19 protein-coding genes are annotated in these 21,613 nt (G+C 74.5%); 12 read left to right on the forward strand and 7 right to left on the reverse strand.

The features are described from left to right. Positions 1-37: 37 nt before the first annotated feature. The 8 genes from AB0C33_RS13530 to AB0C33_RS13565 all read left to right on the forward strand — a co-directional run bounded on the left by AB0C33_RS13530 (position 38) and on the right by AB0C33_RS13565 (position 7,863). On the forward strand, positions 38-571 hold the full coding sequence (locus tag AB0C33_RS13530) for a PadR family transcriptional regulator (RefSeq protein WP_358286897.1): 534 nt from the start codon (positions 38-40) through the stop codon (positions 569-571). Further along, positions 568-1,296 carry an ABC transporter ATP-binding protein gene (locus tag AB0C33_RS13535; RefSeq protein WP_358286899.1) on the forward strand — a complete coding sequence of 243 codons (729 nt, stop codon included), beginning with the start codon at positions 568-570 and terminating at the stop codon, positions 1,294-1,296. Before AB0C33_RS13530 ends, AB0C33_RS13535 begins: the two co-directional genes overlap by 4 nt. A 5-nt stretch (positions 1,297-1,301) precedes the next feature. After that, positions 1,302-3,092 (forward strand): FtsX-like permease family protein, encoded by a 1,791-nt coding sequence (locus tag AB0C33_RS13540; protein WP_358286901.1) that lies wholly within the window; start codon positions 1,302-1,304, stop codon positions 3,090-3,092. Between the two features lie 310 nt (positions 3,093-3,402). After that, positions 3,403-4,560, forward strand: a complete 1,158-nt coding sequence (locus AB0C33_RS13545; RefSeq protein WP_358286903.1) for a Cmx/CmrA family chloramphenicol efflux MFS transporter — start codon at positions 3,403-3,405, stop codon at positions 4,558-4,560. 151 nt (positions 4,561-4,711) lie between these two features. Then, positions 4,712-5,125, forward strand: coding sequence for a helix-turn-helix transcriptional regulator (locus AB0C33_RS13550; RefSeq protein WP_357979097.1), 414 nt, complete (start codon positions 4,712-4,714; stop codon positions 5,123-5,125). 13 nt (positions 5,126-5,138) lie between these two features. After that, on the forward strand, positions 5,139-5,942 hold the full coding sequence (gene modA, locus AB0C33_RS13555) for a molybdate ABC transporter substrate-binding protein (protein ID WP_358286905.1): 804 nt from the start codon (positions 5,139-5,141) through the stop codon (positions 5,940-5,942). A gap of 95 nt (positions 5,943-6,037) precedes the next feature. Continuing rightward, positions 6,038-6,835, forward strand: a complete 798-nt coding sequence (locus AB0C33_RS13560) for an ABC transporter permease (RefSeq protein WP_358286907.1) — start codon at positions 6,038-6,040, stop codon at positions 6,833-6,835. After that, entirely contained in the window at positions 6,817-7,863 is a 1,047-nt protein-coding gene (locus AB0C33_RS13565) for an ABC transporter ATP-binding protein (protein ID WP_358286908.1), read from the forward strand. The genes AB0C33_RS13560 and AB0C33_RS13565 overlap by 19 nt, the downstream gene beginning before the upstream one ends. Before the next feature lie 127 nt (positions 7,864-7,990). Here the strand turns inward: AB0C33_RS13565 and AB0C33_RS13570 are convergent, their stop codons facing one another. Together AB0C33_RS13570 and AB0C33_RS13575 are read right to left on the reverse strand one after the other, a co-directional pair. Continuing rightward, a complete protein-coding gene (locus AB0C33_RS13570) occupies positions 7,991-9,160 on the reverse strand; it encodes a zinc-dependent alcohol dehydrogenase (protein ID WP_358286910.1) in 1,170 nt (389 codons plus the stop codon). Further along, positions 9,157-10,050: an SRPBCC family protein gene (locus AB0C33_RS13575; RefSeq protein ID WP_358286912.1), complete on the reverse strand. Its 894-nt coding sequence runs from the start codon at positions 10,048-10,050 to the stop codon at positions 9,157-9,159. Before AB0C33_RS13575 ends, AB0C33_RS13570 begins: the two co-directional genes overlap by 4 nt. Before the next feature lie 365 nt (positions 10,051-10,415). On the opposite strand from AB0C33_RS13575, the gene AB0C33_RS13580 reads away from it, so the two are divergent. Next, positions 10,416-11,525, forward strand: coding sequence for a hypothetical protein (locus tag AB0C33_RS13580; protein ID WP_358286914.1), 1,110 nt, complete (start codon positions 10,416-10,418; stop codon positions 11,523-11,525). A 47-nt stretch (positions 11,526-11,572) separates the two neighbouring features. Here the strand turns inward: AB0C33_RS13580 and AB0C33_RS13585 are convergent, their stop codons facing one another. Beyond that, complete coding sequence (locus AB0C33_RS13585; protein WP_358286916.1) at positions 11,573-11,899, reverse strand: STAS domain-containing protein; 327 nt, start codon at positions 11,897-11,899, stop codon at positions 11,573-11,575. Continuing rightward, the gene (locus AB0C33_RS13590; RefSeq protein ID WP_358286918.1) at positions 11,896-16,071 is read right to left on the reverse strand and encodes a SpoIIE family protein phosphatase; all 4,176 of its coding nucleotides are present in this window, start codon (positions 16,069-16,071) and stop codon (positions 11,896-11,898) included. Before AB0C33_RS13590 ends, AB0C33_RS13585 begins: the two co-directional genes overlap by 4 nt. A 246-nt stretch (positions 16,072-16,317) precedes the next feature. Here AB0C33_RS13590 and AB0C33_RS13595 point away from each other — a divergent pair, with 246 nt between their 5' ends. Beyond that, complete coding sequence (locus AB0C33_RS13595) at positions 16,318-17,565, forward strand: GAF domain-containing SpoIIE family protein phosphatase (protein WP_358286920.1); 1,248 nt, start codon at positions 16,318-16,320, stop codon at positions 17,563-17,565. Further along, entirely contained in the window at positions 17,544-17,900 is a 357-nt protein-coding gene (locus tag AB0C33_RS13600) for an STAS domain-containing protein (RefSeq protein WP_358286922.1), read from the forward strand. The genes AB0C33_RS13595 and AB0C33_RS13600 overlap by 22 nt, the downstream gene beginning before the upstream one ends. A gap of 4 nt (positions 17,901-17,904) precedes the next feature. On the opposite strand, the gene AB0C33_RS13605 is transcribed toward AB0C33_RS13600, so the two are convergent. The 3 genes from AB0C33_RS13605 to trpB are packed head-to-tail and all read right to left on the reverse strand — an operon-like array spanning position 17,905 to position 20,666. Continuing rightward, a complete protein-coding gene (locus AB0C33_RS13605; protein ID WP_358286924.1) occupies positions 17,905-18,660 on the reverse strand; it encodes a GntR family transcriptional regulator in 756 nt (251 codons plus the stop codon). A gap of 9 nt (positions 18,661-18,669) precedes the next feature. Further along, complete coding sequence (gene trpA / locus AB0C33_RS13610; RefSeq protein WP_358286926.1) at positions 18,670-19,467, reverse strand: tryptophan synthase subunit alpha; 798 nt, start codon at positions 19,465-19,467, stop codon at positions 18,670-18,672. Continuing rightward, complete coding sequence (gene trpB / locus AB0C33_RS13615; protein WP_358286928.1) at positions 19,464-20,666, reverse strand: tryptophan synthase subunit beta; 1,203 nt, start codon at positions 20,664-20,666, stop codon at positions 19,464-19,466. Before trpB ends, trpA begins: the two co-directional genes overlap by 4 nt. A gap of 137 nt (positions 20,667-20,803) precedes the next feature. Between trpB and AB0C33_RS13620 the strand changes: the two genes are divergently transcribed. After that, a complete protein-coding gene (locus AB0C33_RS13620) occupies positions 20,804-21,613 on the forward strand; it encodes a prolyl oligopeptidase family serine peptidase (RefSeq protein ID WP_358286930.1) in 810 nt (269 codons plus the stop codon).

Genomic DNA, 21,613 nt, shown 5'->3' on the forward strand with positions numbered 1-21,613 from the left:
ACCGCTATCTATTGGCTAACCGTTAGGGGGTGGGGCCGTGCAGGACGCGGTGCTGGCGATGCTCGCCAAGGAGCCGTCGCACGGCTACGACCTGCGCGCCCGCCTGCGGCACAGCCTCGGCCCGCTGGGCGAGTCGATGAACCCGGGTCAGATCTACGTGACCCTGGCCAGGCTGGAGAAGGCCGGGCTCGTCGCCTGCGAACGGGCCGACGGCCTCCCCGAGCGGCCCGACCGCAAGGTCTACGCGCTGACCCCCGACGGCCAGCGCCGGGTGGCCGCCTGGCTCGCCGAGGTCGGCTGGCCGAAACCGGACCTGGCCGAGTTCCATCTCAAACTCGCCGCCGCGGCCGCGGCCCGGCTGGCCGACCCGGTCGAGCTGGTCGCGGCGCAGCGCCGCGAGCTGCTGCGCCGCCTGCGCGAGGTCCAGCGGGCGGCGCTGGACGAACCGTCCGGCTCACCCGCCGGCCTGCTGCTGGAGGGGGTCGTGCTGCGGTTGCGGGCCGACCTGCGCTGGCTGGACGCCTGCGAGCGCAGCTGGTCCGGGGCCGAAGACGAAGACGAGGGCGCATGAACGTGTTACGGGCCCGCGGCCTGGTGAAGACGCACGGCCAGGGGCAGAGCCGGGTCCGCGCGGTGGACGAGGTCGACCTGGAGGTCCCCCAGGGGCAGACGCTGGCGGTGACCGGCCCGAGCGGCTGCGGGAAGTCCACCCTGCTCCACCTGCTCGGCGGCCTGGAACGGCCCACCGGCGGAGAGGTGTGGCTGGCCGGCCGGCGCGTCGACACGCTGAGCGAGCGGGCCCTGGCCCGCCTGCGACGCCGGTCGGTCGGGTTCGTCTTCCAGGCGTTCCACCTGGTGGAGGAGCTGTCGGCGGCCGAGAACGTCGAGCTGCCCGCGCTGCTGGCCGGCCGCTCACGCCGCCAGGCCAGGCGGCGCGCCCACGCGCTGCTGGACCGGGTCGGGCTCGCCGCCCGCGCCCGGCACCTGCCCTCGCAACTGTCCGGCGGCCAGCGCCAGCGCGTCGCCGTCGCCCGCGCGCTGGTCAACGACCCGCTGGTGGTGCTGGCCGACGAGCCCACCGGCAACCTCGACACCGCCGCCACCCTCGACGTGCTGAGGATCTTCGGCGAGCTGCGTTCCGCCGGGCAGACCCTCGTGATCGTCACGCACGACGAGCGGGTGGCGGCGACGGCCGACCGGCTGGTCTCGATGCGCGACGGCATGTTCGTCGACGACACCCACCTGGCCGCCGCCCGCCCGCGGGGGCTGGGCGGCCTGATCGGGCTGGAGGACTGAACGCCATGGGCACCGTCGTGCTCGTCACCCGGCTGGTGCTGGCCGACGTGCGGCGGCACCGCGTCCAGGCCGCGATGCTGCTGCTCGCGGTGACCGTGGCCACCGCGACGATGGCCCTGGGCCTGTCCCTGGGCGACGCCAGCCGCTCCCTGTACGAGCAGACCCGCGCGGCCACCGCCGGACCGGACGTGGTGGCACTGTCCGGCGGCTCGGGCCGGGCGGCGACCTCCGCCCTGGCCTCGCTGGCCGACGCCCCCGAGGTGGCCGCCCACCACGGCCCCTACCGCATCGTCTACGCCGACCTCACCGCGCGCGGCTCGACGTCGTCCCAGGTGGTGGTGCACGGCTTCGCCGAGCGGCCCGGCCCGGTCAACCGGCCGCTGGTGACCTCGGGCCGGTGGGTGCGCCCCGGCGGCGCCGTCCTCGAACGCGGCTTCGCCACCGCCCTGGACGTCGGCGTCGGCGACCGGGTCACCATCGCCGGCCGGCCGTACCCCGTCGTCGGGATCGCCGTCACCGCGGCCACCTCCGTCTACCCCTGGGCGGCGCAGATCGGGCCGGGCGGCGGCCCCAGCGACTACGCCGGCCTGGCCTGGCTGACCAGCTCGGACGCCCGGACGCTGGCCTCCGCCCGGCGCCTGCCGGTCACCACGGCCATCGACCTCAGGCTGCGCGACCCCGCCGCCACCGAGGCGTTCCGCGACGCGCACCGCGACCCGGAGCTGCGGGTCAACTTCCACTCCTGGCAGTTCACGGCCGAGCAGGACACCGTCATCCTCAAGGACAGCCAGCCGATCCTGGTGGTCGGGAGCTGGCTGCTCAGCTTCCTGGCCGTCACCGGGGTCGCGGCGCTGGCCGCCGGGCGCGCCGCCGCTCAGACGCGCCGGGCCGGGCTGCTCAAGGCCGTCGGCGCCACCCCTGGCCTGATCGCCACCGTCCTGCTCACCGAGTACCTGGCGCTCGCGCTGGCCGGCGACGCGCTGGGGCTGACGATCGCCCGCCTGGCCGCGCCCGCCCTGGCCGGCCCCACGGCCAGCCGGATCGGCGACGCGGCCGAGCTGGGGGGCTCCGTCGTGGTCGCCGCGACCGTCCTGGCCGTGGCGGTCGCGGTGCTGTCCACGCTGCGTCCCACGCTGCGCGCCATGCGGACGGCCACCGTCACGGCGCTGTCCGCGACCGCGCGCCCACCCCGTCACCGGCCCCTGATCACGGCCCTGTCGGCACTGCTGCCCACGCCGCTCCTGCTCGGGCTGCGGCTGACCGCCCGCCGTCCCGGCCGGGCGGTGCTCCAGGCGTGCTCCACCGCCACCACGGTGATCGCGATGGTCGCCCTGCTGACCCTCCACGTCCAGCCCGAGCGGGGCTACGGCCTGGACGGCTCCTCCGTGCTGCCCAACCTGCGCGGCGAGCAGGACCGCCGGCTGATGCTCGCCGTCACCGCCCTGCTGATCGTCCTGGCCGTCGTGAACACCGTCACGCTCACCTGGACCACCGCCATGGAGGCGCGCGCCACCATGGCCGTCGCCCGCACGCTCGGCGCCACCCCCGGGCAGGTCGCCGCGGGCCTGTCCAGCGCCCAGCTGCTGCCCAGCCTGCCCGGCGCCGTCATCGGCGTCCCCCTGGGTCTCGGCCTGCTCTCGCTCTTCGCGGCCGGGAACTCGGTGCAGGCCCCCTTCTCATGGCTGGCCGCCGCCGTGCCGGCCACCCTCCTGGCGACCGCGGCGTTCGTCGCCCTGCCCGCCCGGCTGGCCGCCCGCCGGCCCGTGGCCGAGGCACTCAGCGCCGAGACCGCGTGACCGGCCGCGCGGGAACCCGGTGGACGGCTTCCATGATCTCCGGCTAGGGTGTGGCGCGTGTCCGGTCCCGAAGCGTCAAGACGCTAGCCACCGATCGTCGGTGGCTTCTCGTGATGTCCTGCGGCCGCGCCGTCCCTGAGACCGCGCGCCCTTCCGGCATCCGATCACCTTCGTACGGACCGGTTTCTCCCGGCTGTTCCGCCACCGTCGTGGCGTCGAACCCGGGCCTTCCCTCCTCGCGGTAGCGCCCGCGCCCCGCTGTGCCGCCGGCGCGCCGCGTTCCTTCGTGCTGCTTTTTGGAGTACCGCTCGTGCCTTTCGCCATCTACGTTCTCGGGCTGGCCGTGTTCGCCCAGGGAACGTCGGAGTTCATGCTGTCCGGGCTGGTTCCGGCCATCGCCGCCGACCTGGGCGTTTCCGTCCCGGCCGCGGGCGCGCTGACGTCCGCGTTCGCCGCGGGCATGGTCGTCGGGGCGCCGCTCATGGCGCTGCTCAGCCTGCGCTGGCCACGCCGGCAGGCGCTGCTCGTCTTCCTCGTCGCCTTCGTGCTCGTGCACGTGGCGGGCGCGCTCACCACCGACTTCGCCGTGCTGCTGGCCACCCGCGTCCTCGGGGCGCTGGCCAACGCCGGTTTCCTCGCCGTGGGCCTGGCGACGGCGGCCGGCATGGCCGCCCCCGACGCCAAGGGCCGCGCAACGTCCGTCCTGCTCGGCGGGATCACGCTGGCGTGCGTCGCCGGGGTGCCCGCGGGCGCCGTGCTCGGCCAGGCGTTCGGCTGGCGGTCGGCGTTCTGGGCGGTGGCGCTGGTGTCGCTGCCGGCTGTCGTCGCGGTCGTGCGGTCGGTGCCGGCCGGCGGGCAGGAGAGCGCCCGTCCGCGCGCCCGGCACGAGCTGCGGGCGTTGCGCGAGCCGCGCCTGCTGGTCGCGCTGGCGCTGGGCGCGCTGGTCAACGCCGCCACCTTCGGCACCTTCACCTACCTGTCGCCGCTGCTCACCGAGGTGAGCGGCGTCTCCGAGGGGTGGGTGCCGGTGCTGCTCGCGCTGTTCGGGCTGGGGTCGTTCGCCGGGGTGACCGCCGCGGGCCGGCTGTCGGACGCGCGGCCGGCGCTGGTGCTGGTCGCGGGCGGGCTCGCCTTGCCGGCCGGGTGGGCGCTGTTCGCGGCCGCGGCGGGCGTTCCGGCCGCGGCGTTCGTGCTGGTCTTCGTCCAGGGCGCGCTGTCCTTCGCGGTCGGCTCGACTTTGATCGCCCGCGTCCTGTACGCAGCCGCCGCGGCGCCCTCGCTCGGCGGCTCCTTCGCCACGGCGGCGCTCAACGTGGGGGCCACCGCGGGCCCGGCGCTCGGCGGCGCGGCCATCGCCGCCGGGCTCGGCTACCGGTCGGCGCTGTGGGTCAGCGCCCTGCTGGTGGTCGTGGCACTTGCCGTGGCGGCCGTTGTCCACAGGTCGCCGGCGAGCGTCACGCGGCGCTGATCGGGGGCGGGAAGATGGTCCGGCGGCGGTGACCGGGCGCGGGCGCCGGACATGCTCTCGTGAATGCGATGGCATGCCCGGCGATCGTGTCGCTGTTGCGTAGCCAAATTGGGCTTCAGGGTGGATTATGCGGAAGGTAGGGTGTGGGCTTGTGACGACGTTCCGGATCAGCGAGGCCGCGGCGCTGCTCGGGGTCAGCTCCGACACCGTCCGGCGGTGGGTCGACGCGGGCCGGCTGGCGGCCGAGCGCGACGAGCACGGCCACCGGCGGGTCGACGGCGCCGACCTGGCGGCCTTCGCCCGTTCGCAGATCGAGTCCGACGGCGAGGGCGGCCGCTCCTCGGCGCGCAACCGCTTCCGCGGCATCGTGACCGAGGTGATCCGCGACGCGGTGATGGCCCAGGTGGAGATCGCCGCCGGGCCGTTTCGCGTGGTGTCGCTGATGAGCCGGCAGGCGGCCGACGAGCTGGGCCTGCAGGTGGGGGTGGTGGCGGTCGCCGTGATCAAGTCCACCAACGTCGTCGTGGAGATCCCCGGCCACGAGCGCGTGGCCAGTCAGGTGTGAGGAGACCCCCTTGGTGTTCAGGCGTCTTTCCCGATGGTCGATCGCCCTGCCCGTTGCGTTCGCGCTGGCCGGCCTGGCCGGCTGCGGCTCGGGCGCGCCGGCCACGTCCGCCTCGTCCGCTCCCGCCTCGTCCGCCGGCAGGGGCGCCGGGGAGGTGACGGTGTTCGCGGCGGCCTCGCTGACCGGCACGTTCACCGAGCTCGGCAAGAGCTTCGAGAACGCCCATCCGGGAACGACGGTGAGGTTCAACTTCGGCTCCAGCGCCACCCTGGCCCAGCAGATCGTCCAGGGCGCCCCCGCCGACGTGTTCGCCGCCGCCAGCCCGGCCACCATGAAGACGGTCACCGACGCCTCCCTCGCGGGCGCCCCGGCCACGTTCGTCCGCAACAAGCTGCAGATCGCCGTGCCCGCCGCCAACCCGGCCAAGGTCGACGAGCTGAAGGACCTGGCCGACCCCGCGGTGAAGGTGGCGCTCTGCGCCGAGCAGGTGCCGTGCGGGGCCGCCGCGGTCAAGGCGCTCGGCGCGGCCGGTCTCAAGGTCACGCCGGTGACCCTGGAACAGGACGTCAAGGCCACCCTCACCAAGGTGCAGCTGGGCGAGGTGGACGCCGCGCTGGTCTACCGCACCGACGTGATCGCCTCCGGTGGCAAGGTGACCGGCATCGACTTCCCCGAGGCCGCCCAGGCGATCAACGACTACCCGATCGCGGCCCTGACCAGGGCCCCGGCCGGCGACCTGGCCAAGCAGTTCGTCGACCTGGTGCTGTCCCAGCAGGGCAAGGACGTCCTGGCCAAGGCCGGTTTCGAGGCCGCGTGAGCGCACGCTCCCGGCGTCCGGGCCCGGCGGACCCGCCCGCCGGGCGTCCGGCCGCGGGCCCCGAGGTCTCGGGCCGTGAGGTAGCAGGCCGTGAGATGTCGGGCCGTGAGATCTCGGGGCGGGCGCCGTGGATGCTGGTCGTGCCCGCGCTGGCGGGGCTGGCGTTCCTGGTGCTGCCGCTGGCCGGGCTGCTGATCCGGGCCCCCTGGTCCACGCTGCTCCAGCGGCTGGCCGAGCCGCACGTGCTGGAGGCGCTGCGATTGTCGCTGCTGTGCGCCACCGTCGCCACGGCCTTCTGCCTGCTGCTCGGCGTGCCGCTGGCCTGGTTGCTGGCGCGGGTGTCGTTCCCGGGGCGGCGGCTGGTGCGCGCGCTGGTCACCGTGCCGCTGGTGCTGCCGCCGGTGGTCGGCGGCGTGGCGCTGCTGCTGGTGCTGGGGCGGCGCGGCCTGGCCGGGCAGTGGCTGGAGTCCGCCTTCGGCGTCACGCTGCCGTTCACCACGGCCGGTGTGATCGTCGCCGAGGCGTTCGTCGCGATGCCCTTCCTGGTGATCAGCGTGGAGGGCGCGCTGCGCGGCGCCGACCAGCGCTTCGAGGAGGCCGCCGCGACGCTCGGCGCCTCCCGCTGGACGGTGTTCCGCCGGGTGACGCTGCCCATGGTGATGCCGGGCGTGGTGGCCGGGGCCGTGTTGTGCTGGGCACGGGCGCTGGGCGAGTTCGGGGCGACGATCACGTTCGCCGGCAACTTCCCCGGCACCACCCGCACGATGCCGCTGGCGGTCTACCTGGCGCTGGAGACCGAGCCGGAGGCGGCGATCGTGCTCAGCCTGGTGCTGCTGGCCGTCTCGGTGGTCATCCTGGCCAGCCTGCGCGACCGGTGGGTGAGCGCGCCGTGACCCTCGACGCCCGTCTGGTGGTCACCCGGCCGGCCTTCACCCTCGACGTCTCGCTGCGGGTCGCCGCCGGCGAGGTGGTGGCGCTGCTCGGCCCCAACGGCGCCGGCAAGACCACCGCCCTGCGCGCCCTGGCCGGGCTCACCCCGATGACCGCTGGGCACATCAGCCTGCGTGGCGCGCCGCTGCACACGCTGCCCGCCGAGGGCCGCCCGATCGGCATGGTCTTCCAGGATTACCTGCTCTTCCCGCACCTGTCGGCGCTGGACAACGTCGCCTTCGGGCCGCGCTGCCAGGGCGTGCCCAAGGCCGAGGCCCGCCGGACGGCCGCCGCGCTGCTGGAGCGGGTCGGCCTCGCCGCCCACGCCGCCGCCAGGCCGCGGCGGCTGTCCGGCGGGCAGGCGCAGCGGGTTGCCCTCGCCCGCGCGCTGGCCGTACGGCCCGAGCTGCTGCTGCTGGACGAGCCGCTGGCCGCGCTCGACGCCCACACCCGGCTGGAGATCCGCTCCCAGCTGCGCCGCCATCTGGCCGACTTCGAGGGCGCGACCGTGCTGGTCACCCACGACCCGCTCGACGCGATGGTGCTGGCCGACCGGCTGATCGTCATCGAGCACGGCACGGTCGTGCAGGAGGGCCCGCCGGCCGAGGTCGCCCGCCATCCGCGCACCGACTACGTGGCCCGCCTGGTCGGGCTCAACCTCTATCGCGGCGTGGCCGAGGGCGTGCGGGTCAAGGTCGGCGGGGTGCTGCTGCACACGTCCGAAGAGTTCGACGGGCCGGCGTTCGTGGCCTTCCCGCCCGCGGCCGTGGCGTTGTACCGCAGCCGCCCCGACGGCAGCCCGCGCAACCTGTGGCAAGCCCGGATCGGGGGCATCGAACGGCACGGCGACAACGTGCGCGTGCACCTCGACGGCCCCCTGACGGCCTTCGCCGACATCACCCCGGCCGCCGTCGCCGACCTCGACCTGACCCCCGGCCAGCGGATCTGGGCCTCCGTCAAGGCCACCGAGACGCACGCCTACCCCGCCTGAACGCCCCGATCCCACAGCCCTTCGCCCGCGCTGATCCGGACGGTTCCTGCGCCGCTCCGCCGCCTTGGCGGAGCGGCGGGCCACCGCGGGAATCGGGCGGAACCGGCTCTGGGCCACGAAGGCAGCCTTACGGAGTGAGGACGACCTTGTTGCACTCGTCCTGCTTGTGCTTGAACAGCTCGAACCCGCGCGGCGCCTCGCTGAGCGGCATGCGGTGCGAGACGACGAAGCTCGGGTCGATCTCGCCCGCGCGGATCCGCTGCAGCAGCGGCTCGGTGTAGCGCTGCACGTGGCACTGTCCGGTGCGGATGGTCAGCGACCGGTTCATGACGGCGCCCATCGGGAACTTGTCAACGAATCCGCCATAGACGCCGATGACGGAGACGACGCCGCCGTTGCGGCAGGCCATGATGGCCTCGCGCAGCGCGTACGGCCGCTCGGTCTCCATCCGGGCGGCCTGCTTGGTGCGGTCGTAGGCGTACATGGCGGGGGTCGGGTGGTGGGCCTCCATGCCGACGGCGTCGATGCAGGCGTCGGGGCCGCGCCCGCCGGTCATGTCGCGCAGTGCGTCCAGCACGTTCACCTCCTCGTAGTTGAGCACCTCGGCGCCGGTGCGCTGGACCCGCCGCAGCCGGTACGGGAACCGGTCGATGACGATGACCCGCTCGGCGCCGAGCAGGAACGCGCTGGCCGCGGCGAACTGCCCGACCGGCCCCGCGCCCCAGATCGCGATGGTCTGGCCCGGCTTGATGTCGCACATCTCCGCACCCATGAAGCCCGTCGGAAAGATGTCCGACAGGAACAGCACCTGCTCGTCGGTCAGGTCGTCCTCGATCTTGATGGGGCCGACGTCGGCGAACGGGACGCGCACGTACTCGGCCTGCCCGCCGGCGAAGCCGCCCAGCATGTGGGAGTACCCGAAGATCCCGGCGGGCGCGTGGCCCATCAGCTTCTCGGCCATGCCCGCGTTGGGGTTGGAGTTCTCGCACAGCGAGTACAGCTCGGCCTCGCAGGCGAAGCAGGCCCCGCACGCGATGGGGAACGGCACCACGACGCGGTCCCCGACGTGCAGGTTGCGCACGCCGGGGCCGACCTCGACGACCTCGCCCATGAACTCGTGGCCGAGGATGTCGCCCTTCTTGACGGTCGGGATGTAGCCGTCCACGAGGTGCAGGTCGGAGCCGCAGATCGCGGTCGAGGTGACGCGGACGATCGCGTCACGCGCGTTGAGGATCTGCGGGTCCGGGACGTCTTGGATCTCCAGGCGGTTGCGGCCCGCCCACACGTTGGCCTTCATGCCCGTCCTCCGATCGGTTGTGCGGGACGCTGGTGGAGCCGGCGCCGGGCGCGGTGGCCCTCGGGGCTGCCCTCGGAGCGGACTACCTCGCCGGTCTCCATGACCTGTTTGAAGCGGCGCAGGTCGTCGCGGAGCTGCTGCTCGGGGTGTTCGCCGAACATGCGGGCGACGGCGGCGGCGAGCTTGCGGCCGGGCGCGCCGTACTCCAGGGAGACGTCCACGACCGTGCCGTGCCCGCTGGGGCCGTCGGTGAAGCTGACCAGGCCGGCGGTGGCGATGCCGGTGCCGGGAACCGACCGCCAGGCGATCAGGTCGCCGAACCGCTCGTCGATGATCTCGGCCTCCCACTCCAGGTCGATGATCGGGCCCTTGGCCTTCCAGCGGGAGTGGCGTTGGTTGATGGTGCGCACCGAGTCCAGGTGGCCCATGAACGTGGGCAGGTTCTCCAGGTCGCGCCAGAAGCGGTAGACGTCGTCGCGGGGCTTGTTGATGGTGATGGAGGCGCGCACCTGGAGCGGGCCCTTGGCCCTGGCGGTGCCGCGCCGGGCGCAGGCGGCGTCCAGGGCGGTGAGGCCGGCGACGGCGCCGAGCGCGGCCAGCGCGCGGGTGCGGCGGGCGCCGGTGCGGCCGGCGGCGGCCCGGCCCAGGACGCCGAGGTCCATCGTGTCGCCGGCGACCCTGGTCCACACCCACTGGGCGGGGTTCTTGGCGCCGAGCAGCAGCGCGGCGTGCAGGAGCTCGCGCCCGCCGACGAGCCTGGCGACGGCCGCGGCCCCGGGCGCGTCGTCGACGCCGCACAGGCGGGTCACGGCCCGTGGTGCCCCCAGTTGCGCCGCGCCCAGCGCGAGGCTGGCCCACCCGAGCGCACGGGCGAATTTGTCGGTCATCATGTGTCCTAACGCAGGTTGCAGTGGTTTATGCGTACGCCGCAGGCGGCCCCCGGTCTGCTGACGCCCCCGCGTCCCTTGCCCCCGACAAAACGGCTGACACCAGCGGATTCAGGCATTGAAGGTGGAGGTCGTCTGGATGGCCGTCCACGACGGACCGGACGTCGCCATGTCGTGCCGGCACGTCGAGCCCGAACGCCACCGATGTCGAGATCGGCGAGATCGCCGGAAGCAGCGTCGGCGCGGACAGCGACGGACGCACGTTCGCCGGCGACGAGGCCGAGGCATCACCCGATACACAATGCATGTGCCGCGCGACTGTGGGTATTCGGTCCCGGGGTCCACCCGGCTACCGGCGAGGAGCGCTCATGGCCATCAGTGAGCGGCATCGGCCGGAGATCGTCGTCGGGCTCGTGGCGACCCCGCCGGACTATCCGGCGCAGGTGGTCGCGCGGCTCGCCGCCGAGCTGGCCGACCGGCTCGCCGAGCAGGTGGACCCGCACGTGCGGTGGACCGTCCGGGCAGGCTGGGGTGACGTGGCGCCGCGCCGCGACGGCGGTGTCGAGGCGCTGCTCGACGATCTCGCCCGCCGGCGCGCCGACGCCCGGTGGGACGTCGCGATCTGCCTGACCGACCTGCCGCTGCACACCGAGCGGGTGCCGCTGGTCGCGCAGACGTCCGGCCGGCGCCGCGTCGCGGCGGTGTCCCTGCCCGCGCTGGGGCTGTGCCAGCTGCGAGCGCTCCGCGCCGCCATCCCGGGCCTCGTGCGCCGGCTGCTCACTGACGCCTCCGAGGAGCGGGTGCCGCCGGCCGACCGGGCACCGGCCGAACTGGCCGCCCAGGTCGCCGCCATTCACCGGGTGGTCGGCGAGGCCGAAGCCGGGGAGCTGGGCTACCTCGCCTCGCGGCTGGCCGGCCGGGTGCGGCTGCTGACCGGAATGATCCGGGCCAACCGCCCGGGGCGCGCCCTATTGGGCCTGTCCAAACTCCTGGTCGGCGCCTTCGCCACGGCCGCGTTCGCGCTCACCACCAACACCATCTGGGAGATGGGTGACGCGCTCGGCGGACTCCGCCTCACCGTGATCATGTTTCTCGGGCTGACCGCGCTGGTGACCTGGCTGATCATCGCGCACGACCTGTGGGAGAAATCAGACCGGGAGACACCGGCCGAGCTGGCCCGGCTGTTCAACCTGGGCACGGTCCTCACCCTCACCCTGGCCGCCGCGGTGTCCTATCTGGTGCTGTTCGCCGGAACGACACTCGTCGCGGCGCTGCTGATCGACACCTCCGTGCTGGCAGAGAACCTGCAGCGGCCGGTCGATCTCACCGACTATCTGAAGCTGGCCTGGATCATCAGCTCACTGGCCACCGTCGGCGGCACGATCGGCTCCGGGCTGGAGGACGAGGACACGGTGCGGGCCGCCGCCTACGGCTACCATCCCGAACCCGGCGGCTGGCGGGACGAGCGGGACGCGTGATCCCCGCCTCGGGCCAGGGCGTGTCCAGGAAGCGCGGCCGGCGGCGTTCAGGCGCTGTGGCCGTCCTGGGACGGGTCGACGTACGTGATCTCCTGGATGGCGGCGACGTCGGCGAAGCCGGCGATCGTCAGGACGGGTTCGAGCACCGGGTTGGCGACGAGCCGGATCCGCGAGGCGTGCGTGAACAGCACGGTCAGGCCCGCGCTGTCCAGGTACTCCACCTCGCTCAGGTCGACGAGCACCATGCTGTCGCCGGTTCGGGCCAGCGCCTCCTCCAGGGCTCCGGCGTTGCTCATGTCGATCTCGCCGGCGGCGGCCAGGACCTGGGTGCCGTCCGGCCGCGTCGAGGCCGCAAGGGTCAGAGGGGTGGTCATGAGCTGATCCTCGCTTGCATGTCGACGGTGGTACCGGCCGCGCCGGGTTCGATGGTGACCTCGTTCATCAGGGCGCGCATGAGCGCCACGCCCCGGCCCCGGTGCGGGTTCGCCTCCGGCTCCGGAGGCTTCCAGCGGCCGGTGTCGGCGACGGTGAGCCGCAGGTCGCCGGGGGTGGCGACGGCCCGCAGGCGGATCGTCCGGCCGGGGGCGTTGCGGTGGCCGTGCTCGATCGCGTTGGCGCACGCCTCCCCCGCCGCCACGAGCACGTTCTGCACCAGCGAAGGGGTGAGCTGGCAGCGGGCCAGCCACTCCCGCAGGGCCGAGCGCACGGGGGCGAGCTGGCTCGACTCGGCCGGGAAGTCCACCTCCAGCGGGGCGGGCTGGCGGTAGAGCAGCAGCGCGACGTCGTCGTTGAAGCCGCCGTCCGGGGCGAGGGAGGACATGACGTCGCTGGCCAGCTCCTCGATCGGGGTGGACCGCCCGACCTGGACGGCGGTGCTGGCCTCGCCGATGCCCGCGGTCAGCGGACGCCGCCGCCGCTCGACCAGGCCGTCGGTGTAGAGCAGCAGGGTGGACCGGGGCGGCATGGTGCACCTGGCCTCGGTGCGCCCGCGGGCCGACCGTACGGCCAGCGGGGTCGAGCGGCCGCCCTCCAGCAGCTCGGTGCTGCCGTCCGCGTGGGCCAGGATGCCGGGGGGATGGCCGGCGCTGGAGTAGACGAGGTCGCCGGTGGCGGTGTCCAGGACGCCGCAGAAGGCGGTGGTGCACTTGGCGCCCGGGATGAGGGCGGCGAACCGGTCGAGCGCGGTGAACACCTGGGCGGGCCCGGCGTCCTGGAGCAGCAGGGCCCGGCAGGCGCTGCGCAGCTGTCCCATGACGGCCGCGGCCTCCAGCCCGCGCCCCACGCAGTCGCCGACGACGATCCCGATGCGCTCGCCGGACAGCGGCACGATGTCGTACCAGTCGCCGCCGACCTCCAGCGGGCTGGTGGCGGGCTCGTAGCGCACGGCGAAGCCGCTGGGCAGCCGGGACGGGCCGAGGATGGCGCGCTGGAGCGCCACGGCCGTCTCGCGCTGCTGGTCGAGCTGGTGCACCCGGTGCAGCGCCTGGCCCAGGTGGCCGGCCAGCAGCGCCAGCAGGGTCTGGTCCTCGTGGGTGAACGGCCGGTTCTGGCCCAGGTCGATCCAGACGGCGAGCAGGCCCTCGGGGTGCTCCAGGGTGATGCCGGCCCCGTCCGTCTCGGAGGCGACGGCCCGCAGGGGCGGCTGCTCGCGCAGGCCCGCCAGCTTGGCCCGCACCTGTTCCGGCAGGTCCTGCCAGGCCGGGCCGGACGGCGCGGCGACCAGGCCGCGGGAGCCGTCCTCGTCCCAGACGACGGCCGCGACCTGCCGGGCGTGCCAGACCTCCTGCAGCGCGTCCAGCCCGCCGGCCAGGGCGTCGTTCATGTTGCCCGCCTGCGAGACGCGCAGGCCCAGCGCGGCGAGCGCGCTCTCGCGCTGCACGAGGTAGTGCTCGGCGGTCACGTCCCGCAGGGTCCCCACGACGCGGCGCCGCCGGGTGTCGGGGTCGGTGACCGAGTTGAACGTGACCGCGACCCACACCTGGTGCCCGTCGCGGTGGGTGACGGGGATGACCGCGTTGCCCCTGCCCTCGCCGACGAGCCGGCCGAACGCCTCGGCGACCAGGCCGTGGGCCTGCGGGTCGCGCTGCTCGTCCGGCCACCAGGGGTGCCGGGGCCGGTAGGGCAGGCCGTCGGGGCCGTAGCCGAGGATGTCGGTGAACGCCGAGTTGATCTCGATCACCGCGCCGTCCTCGTCGGTCACGAAGAATGCCTCCTGCAAGGAGTCGATCATGGCGTTGCGCCAGCGGGTGTGATGGTTGCGCAGCCGCGCCAGCTCCACGTTGGCCCGCGCCCGCGCCAGCAGCTCGGCCGCGGAGAACGGCTTGACCAGGTAGTCGTCGGCGCCCGCCGCCAGGCCCTCGATCGAGGCCTCCTGCCCCGCGCGCGCCGACAGCAGCAGCACCGGCACCCCGGCGGTACGCGGATCGGCCCGCAGGGCCGCGACCAGGGCCAGGCCGTCCAGACGCGGCATCATCACGTCGCTGACCACGAGGTCGGGCTCCTCGGCGTGCACGGCGTCGAGCGCCTGCAGACCGTCGCCGACGGCGGTGACGTGGTAGCCGGCTCCCTTGAGCAGCCGGACGAGGTACTCGCGCATGTCCCGGTTGTCGTCGGCGATCAGCACCCGGGCCGGCGGGCCGGCGCTCGGCCCCTGGGAGCCGCCGCCGTCCGCCGAGACGTCCGAGGACGTCCCCGCGCCGGTGACGTCGTCCTCGGGCAGCCAGCGCAGCGCCTCCTGCACGAACGGCTCGGCGCCGGACGAGACCGGCTCCGCCGGGCGGGCCGGCACCAGGCTCCCGGCCGGGAGGTGGTCGGCGCCGAAGGGCAGCCGGATGGTGAAGGTCGTGCCCTTGTCCTCGGCGCTCTCGGCGGTGATCGTGCCGCCGTGCAGGCCGACGAGCTCCTGGACGAGAGCCAGCCCGATGCCGCTGCCCTCGTTGGAGCGCGAGCGGGCGCTCTCGATCCGGTGGAACCGTTCGAACAGCCGCGGCAGCTCCTCGGCCGGGACGCCGATGCCCGTGTCGGAGACGGTCACCACGGCCTGCCCGTCCCGCATGCCCACCTGGACGGCGATCGAGCCGTCGAAGGTGAACTTCAGCGCGTTGCTCAGCAGGTTGAGCACGACCTTCTCCCACATGGTCCGGTCGATGTAGACCGGTTCGTCCAGCGGTGGGCAGTCCACCTCGAAGGACAGGCCGGCCTTGTCGACCGCCGAACGGAAGACGCTGGCCAGGTCGGCGGTCACCGCCGCCAGGTCGACCGGCTCGTAGCGGGCCTGCATGCGGCCGGCCTCGATCCGGGAGAAGTCGAGCAGCGTGTTGACGAGCCTGCCCAGGCGCAGGGCGTTGCGGTGGACCACCTCCAGGTCCTGGCGCACCTCGGGGGCGGCGCCGGCCAGCGTGTTCCGCAACTCCTGCACCGGGCCCATGATCAGGGTGAGCGGCGTGCGGAACTCGTGGCTGATGTTGGAGAAGAAGACGGTCTTCGCCCGGTCGAGCTCGGCCAGCTCCTCGGCCCGCCGCTGCTGGGCCTGGTAGCTGCGGGCCGAGGAGATGCCGGTGGCGACGTGCCCCGCGGCCAGCTCGACGAACCCGCGGTACCCGTCGTCCAGGGCGCGGTAGCGGTTGAGCGCGGCCACCAGGAACCCGTACGGCCTGCCTCCCTGCTGCAGCAGCGGCATCACCAGCGCGTGCGTGGGCGGCTCCGGCCAGTCCCCCGGCGGCAGCCCGGCGTACGGGGCCGCGTCGAGCGCCACGAGCGCCGGCTCGCCGCGGGCCGGGGCCTGGACCGGCCACACCGCGTCCGGGTCGCCGGGCGGGACGACGGCCGGGGCGGCCGGATGCCCGGCGGGCAGCCCGGTCGAGCCGGCCAGCCGCGCCCGGCCGTCGCCGTCGAACAGGTACGTCAGGGTGAAGGGCAGGTCCCGGAGGTTGCGGCCGAGCTGGCGGCAGGCGAAGGCGAGCATCTCCTGCTCGGTGCGGACCACGCTGGGGTCGGAGCCGAGATCGCGCAGGGTGGCCATGCGGCGTTCGCCGATGACCCGCTCGGTCTCCTCGCTGACCACGCAGAGCATGCCGACCACCGAGCCGTGGTCGTCGCGCAGCGGGCTGTAGGAGAAGGTGTGGTACGTCTCCTCCGGGTAGCCGGCCCGCTCAAGGAACAGCAGCAGCGCCTCGTCCCAGGTCGCCTTCCCGGTGGTCAGGACGGCGTCGATCCGCGGGCCGATGTCGTCCCAGATCTCCGCCCACACCTCGCGGGCCGGCCGGCCCAGCGCCCACGGGTACTTCTGGCCCAGCGTGTCGCGGCGGTAGGCGGCGTTGCAGAAGAACGTCAGCTCCGGTCCCCACGCCATCCACATGGAGAACCGGGACGACAGCAGGATGCTGACCGCCGTCTGGAGGCTCTGCGGCCAGCGCTCCGGACCGCCGAGCGGGGTCGCCTCCCAGTCGACCTCGGCCAGGTCGCGGCCGACCTCGTCGTCCACGGTGAAGATCCCGGCACCGGCCGCCGCCGCTGGCCGCCGCTCACCGTGGTCGTCGTGTGTCATCCGGCTCCCCCTCGTTCGCTGCGGGCGCGCCTACCCCGCGTCGCGCCGGTGATGCCGCCGCGGCCGTGGACCAGCAGGTCAGGTATCACCTCGACCGTAGGTAGAATAGGGCAAATCACTCCGGGGGTCGGGCCTCCGCCCCTGCTCGGCGCCCGTGCCGGCGGAGCTGAGCGGAAGGAGCCGGACGTCAGCACCGCCGAAGACACGCACCGCGCGGCGGCCCTCCAGGGGCACGAACTCCCCGCCGTGCCGGGCCAGGCGACGCTGGACCGGGTGGCCTCGCTGGCGGCGCGCATGTTCCAGGCCCCCATGGCGACCGTGACGTTCGCCGGTGACGAGGGGGTGCGCCGGGTGGCCGCCCACGGCACGCCGGCCGGCCCGTTCCCCGGCGGCTGCGAGGAGAGCCTGTACGCCGCCGTGCTCGCGCGGGGCGAGGTGTGCGTGATCCCGGACGTCACGGCCGACCCGGCGATGGCCGCCGATCCGTCCGGCGGGACCGGCGTGCGCTTCTTCGCGGCGGCCCCGATCACCGTCCCCGACGGCCGCTGCGTGGGCAGCGTCAACGTCATGGACGTCCGTCCCCGGCAGGCCGCGGACGAGGACGTCAGCGCCCTGCGCGATCTGGCCGCCCTGGTCATGGACGAGCTGGCGCTGCGCCTGGCCGCCTCGCGCACCCTGGCCACCGAGCGCGCGTTGCGCGCCGACGCCGAGCGCCTGGCGCGCACCCTGCAGCAGACGCTCGTCCCGCACACCCTGCCGGAGGTGCCGGGCCTGCGCGCGGCCGCCGCCTACCACCCCGTCTCGGTGGACGAGGTCGGCGGCGACTTCTACGACCTGTTCCCGCTCGACGGCAACCGCTGGGCGTTCTTCCTCGGGGACGTCTGCGGCAAGGGCGCCGACGCGGCCGTGCTGACCTCGCTCGTCCGCTACACCCTGCGCGCCGCCGCCGTCTACGACCCCGACCCGTGCGCGGTGCTGGCCAACCTGGACGCGGTCCTGCAGCAGGAGCACGCCGGTCAGGTCATGCCACCGCCGTACTGCACGGCGGTCTTCGGCGTGCTCGACCCGGTGGCGGGCGGCTTCGAGGTCACGCTGGCGGGCGGCGGGCATCCGCCCTCGCTGGTGGTGCGGGCCGCAGGCGCGGTCGAGGCCGTCCATCCCGAGGGCGGGCAGCTCATCGGCATCCTGCGCGACCCGTACTTCGCCCAGGTGAGCACCCGCCTGGGGCCCGGCGACGCCCTCCTGCTCTACACCGACGGCCTGACCGAGGCGCGCACCGGCACCGGGGCCAGGCTGGACGAGGAGGGCCTGGCCGCCCACCTGGCCGCCGCCGCCCCCACCAGCGCCGACGGCCTGCTGGCCACGGTGCACGAACTGATCACGACCTTCGGCGACGGCGTGTCGGACGACACCGCGGTGCTCGCCCTGTCCGTCCCCGCCCGCTCGACGGGCGTCTGTTCTGAGGAGCCCCAGTGCAGCACGACCACGGTCTGACCATCACCTCACGGCCCCACTCGGGACGCGTCCGCATCCTCACGGTGGCCGGCGACCTCGACCACCACACCTCCCCCCGCCTGCACGAGGCCCTGGACGAGCTCGGCCTCGCGCCGGGCGACGGCCTGGTGATCGAGATGTCGGGGCTGCGGTTCTGCGACTCCACCGGCATCTCGGTGCTGGTCAGCGCCCATCAGCGGGCCCAGGACGCGGGCGCCGGCCTGGCGCTGGCCGGGCTCAGCCCGGACCTCGAGCACCCGTTCAAGATCATGGGGCTGACCCGCCTGCTGTCCTTCCACGACGACGTCGACAAGGCCGTCGCCGCCCTGCGGTGAGGCGCTAGCTGGTGGCCCCCCAGGCGAGCGAGAGGCCGGTGACCGCCCGTTCGGTACGGATCTCCATCATGGTGCCCAGGATGGTGGCGTGGTCGGACACGACGGGAACGCCGTCGGGCGTGTAGGTGATCCGGGTGCTGACCAGCACGGCGCTGCCCTCGGGCTCGTGCAGGCGGCGCGCGGCGGCGGCGTCGAGCAGGCCGGGCCCGACCACCTCCGACGCGCGGGCGACCGCCACCCCCGCGTCGGCGAGCGCCGCGTAGAGGGAGACGGCGGTGAAGTCACGGTCGCGGATCTGGTCGGCCACCGGCCTGCGCACCCACGACACCTGATGGACGGCCGGCCGCCCGGCGAACTCCCGCACCCGCTCCAGCCGCAGGGCCGTGTCGCCGGGACGCAGCCGCAGCTCCGCGGCGATCCGGTCGGGGGCCCGGCGCATCGCCCGCCCGGCCACCACGGTCCGCACGTCATGGCCCTGTTCCCGCAGGTCGTCGGCCAGGCTGCGGAGCGAGCCGAGCTGGTAGGCCAGGTGGGGCGGGGCCACGTACGTGCCCTTGCCGGGCCGCTGCACGATCAGGTGCTCGTCGCTGAGCTCACGCAACGCCTGGCGCAGCGTCATGAGGGTGACCCCGTAGGAGGCGCTCAGCTCCCGTTGCGGAGGAAGCGCCTCCCCAGGGGCGTAATGGCCCGACCGGATCTTCGCGGCGAGGTCGGCGGCGATGGCGCGGTATCTCGCCTCGTGCCCGGCGTCGGGGGTCATCGTGGTGCGTCACTCCTGGTCGAGGGCCTTCCGCAGGGTCGCGACGAAGGCCCGCAGGTCGTCCGGCCCGGCGCCGTCGAGCACCCGCCGCATGACCGCGGCCCCGACCACCACTCCGTCGGCGTGCCGGCCGGCCTCCCGCGCCTGGTCAGGCGTGGAAATGCCAAATCCTAGCAAGATCGGCCGGTCGGTGCCGCGTCTGAGCCGGGCGGTGAGCTCCGCCGCCGAGGCGGCCAGGGTGGCCCGCTCGCCGGTGGTGCCCATCAGCGACACCGCGTAGACGAATCCGCGGCTGCGGCGCGCGATCTCGGCCAGCCTCGGCTCCGGCGTCGCCGGTGAGGCCAGCAGGACCAGGTCGATCCCGGCGGCGGCGGCCACGTCCGCCAGCTCGTCCGCCTCGTGCACCGGCAGGTCGGGCACGATCAGGCCGTCGACGCCGGCCCGCCGGAGCGCCGCGCAGAACGCCTCGGGCCCGTCGTGCAGCACGAGGTTGTAGTAGGTGCTGGCGATCAGCGGCACGCCCACGTCCCGCACGTCGGCGAGGTCGGCGAGGATCCGGCGGGTGCTCGCCCCCCGGGCCAGCGCCGCCTGGCTCGCCTGCTGGACGGTGACGCCGTCCAGCGTGGGGTCGGAGAAGGGCAGGCCGACCTCGACGGCGTCCGCGCCGGCCGCGGCGAACGCCCGCAGGTAAGCCGTCCACCCGGGCGTGATGCCGCCGGTGATGTACGGCATGAGCAGGGCGCGGCCGGTGTCCCGGCGGGCACGCAGGTGGCGCTCGACCGCGCCGGGGGTCAGGATGTCGGTCACAGCAGCTCCTTCAGGGCGGAGACGTCCTTGTCGCCCCGGCCCGACAGCGTCATCAGGACGGTCGATCCGGCGGGCAGCTCGCCGCCGGCCGCGCGGATCACCCAGGCCAGGGCGTGCGCCGATTCGAGCGCCGGGACGATGCCCTCGGTGCGCGCCAGCCGCAGCGCCGCGGCGACGGCCTCCTCGTCGGTCACCGTGACGTACCGGGCCCGGCCCAGCTCGCGCAGGTGGGCGTGCTCGGGGCCGACGCCCGGGTAGTCGAGTCCGGCGGCGACGGAGTGGGCCTCGACGATCTGGCCGTCGTCGTCCTGGAGGAACAGCGAGCGGCAGCCGTGCAGGACGCCGAGCCTGCCGCGGGCCGCCCCCGCGCCGCCCTCCGCCTCGACGCCGACGAGGCGCGCCGTGGTGCCGGCGAAGCCGGCGAACGTGCCGGCCGCGTTGGAGCCGCCGCCGACGCAGGCGACGACGTGGTCCGGGACGCCGGTCGGCTGGCCGGCCGCGAACTGGGCGCGCGCCTCCTCGCCGATGACCCGCTGGAACTCCCTGACCATCCACGGGTAGGGGTCCGGCCCGATGACCGAGCCGACGCAGTAGTGGGTGTCGCCGGTGACGCCGACCCAGTGCCGCATGGCCTCGCTGGTGGCGTCCTTGAGCGTGCGGCTGCCCGTGGTGACCGGGACCACCTCGGCGCCCAGCATGCGCATGCGGAAGACGTTCAGGCCCTGCCGCTCGATGTCGCGCTCGCCCATGAAGACGGTGGCCTCCAGCCCGAGCAGCGCGGCGGCGGTCGCGGTGGCCACGCCGTGCTGGCCCGCGCCCGTCTCGGCGATCAGCCGGCGCCGTCCCATCCGCCTGGCGAGCAGCGCCTGGCCCAGCACGTTGTTGATCTTGTGGGAGCCGGTGTGGGTGAGGTCCTCGCGTTTGAGGAGGAGCCGCACGCCCAGCTCTCCCGACAGCCGTCGGGCTGGGGTCAGCGGGGTCGGCCGTCCGGCGTGCAGCGCGAGCAGTTCGGCCAGCTCGCCGCGGAAGCCCGGGTCCGCCCACGCCTGCCGGAACGCCTCGTCCACCTCGCGGCACGCCTCCACCAGGGACTCCGGCGCGTACCGGCCGCCGTACTCGCCGAACCGGCCGCGGGCTCCCGGCTCGCCCATCAGCCCGGCTGCCGGGACGGGCTCGCGCAGTGGCGTCGCTTCTCGCATTCTGCTCACCTCGTTCTATAACTCTGGCAAGAGTTCTATAACAGCGAGTGTGGCATGGCGACCGCTGGCCGCGCCACCCCGGCCCCGACTACGTCGCGGCGAACGGGGAATCTGACACTTTCGAGTCGGAGGAGATCGTGACGAGCACTGAGGAGAGCGAGGGCGTGCGTCACGGGTGGGTGGACGACGTCCCCGTGGCATGGATCGAGCCGCCGGCCGGCGCGGGCGGAGCCACCGTGGCGTTGTGGCTCCCGCACCTGGGCGGCAGCACGCAAGCCTGCCTGCCCGCCATGCGCGAGCTGGCCGAACTAGGCATGATCGCCGTCAGCCTCGACCCGTGGCGGCACGGCCGGCGCGGCGGCGAGAGCGCCGCGCAGCTGACCGAGCGCGTCCTGGGCGACTTCCGCCAGGAGATGTGGCCGTTGCTGGGCCGTACGACGGTGGAGTGCGTCCGGGTCCTGGACTGGGCGGCCGCGGAGCTCGGCGCGGGACCCGGCGCGGTCGCGGGCGGGGTGTCGATGGGCGGCGACTGCGCGGTGGCGCTGGCCGGGCTCGACCACCGGGTACGCAGGGTGGCGGCCGTCGCGGCCACCGCCGACTGGACCCGTCCGGGCATGTGCGCGCTGGACGACCCGGCCCGCCTCCTGCCGCAGGGGCACGCGGGCCGCCATGCCCAGTGGTGGTTCGACCGGCTGAACCCGCTCACCAACATCGGCGCCTACGCCCACGGCCCGGCCATCGCCTTCGAGTGCGGCGCCGACGACAGCCATGTGCCGCCCCAGGGCGCCTTGCGCTTCCGCGAGACGATCGAGCACGTCTACCCGCGGCACGCCGGCCGGATCAGGGTGACCGTGCACCCCGGAACGGGTCACCTGGACGCGGCCCGCGACCCGGAACTGACCCGCCGGTGCCTGGCCTGGCTCGCCCAGCCCGGCGGGCAACCGTAG

The sequence above is a fragment of the Nonomuraea sp. NPDC048881 genome, assembly GCF_040649795.1.
Lineage (GTDB): Bacteria > Actinomycetota > Actinomycetes > Streptosporangiales > Streptosporangiaceae > Nonomuraea.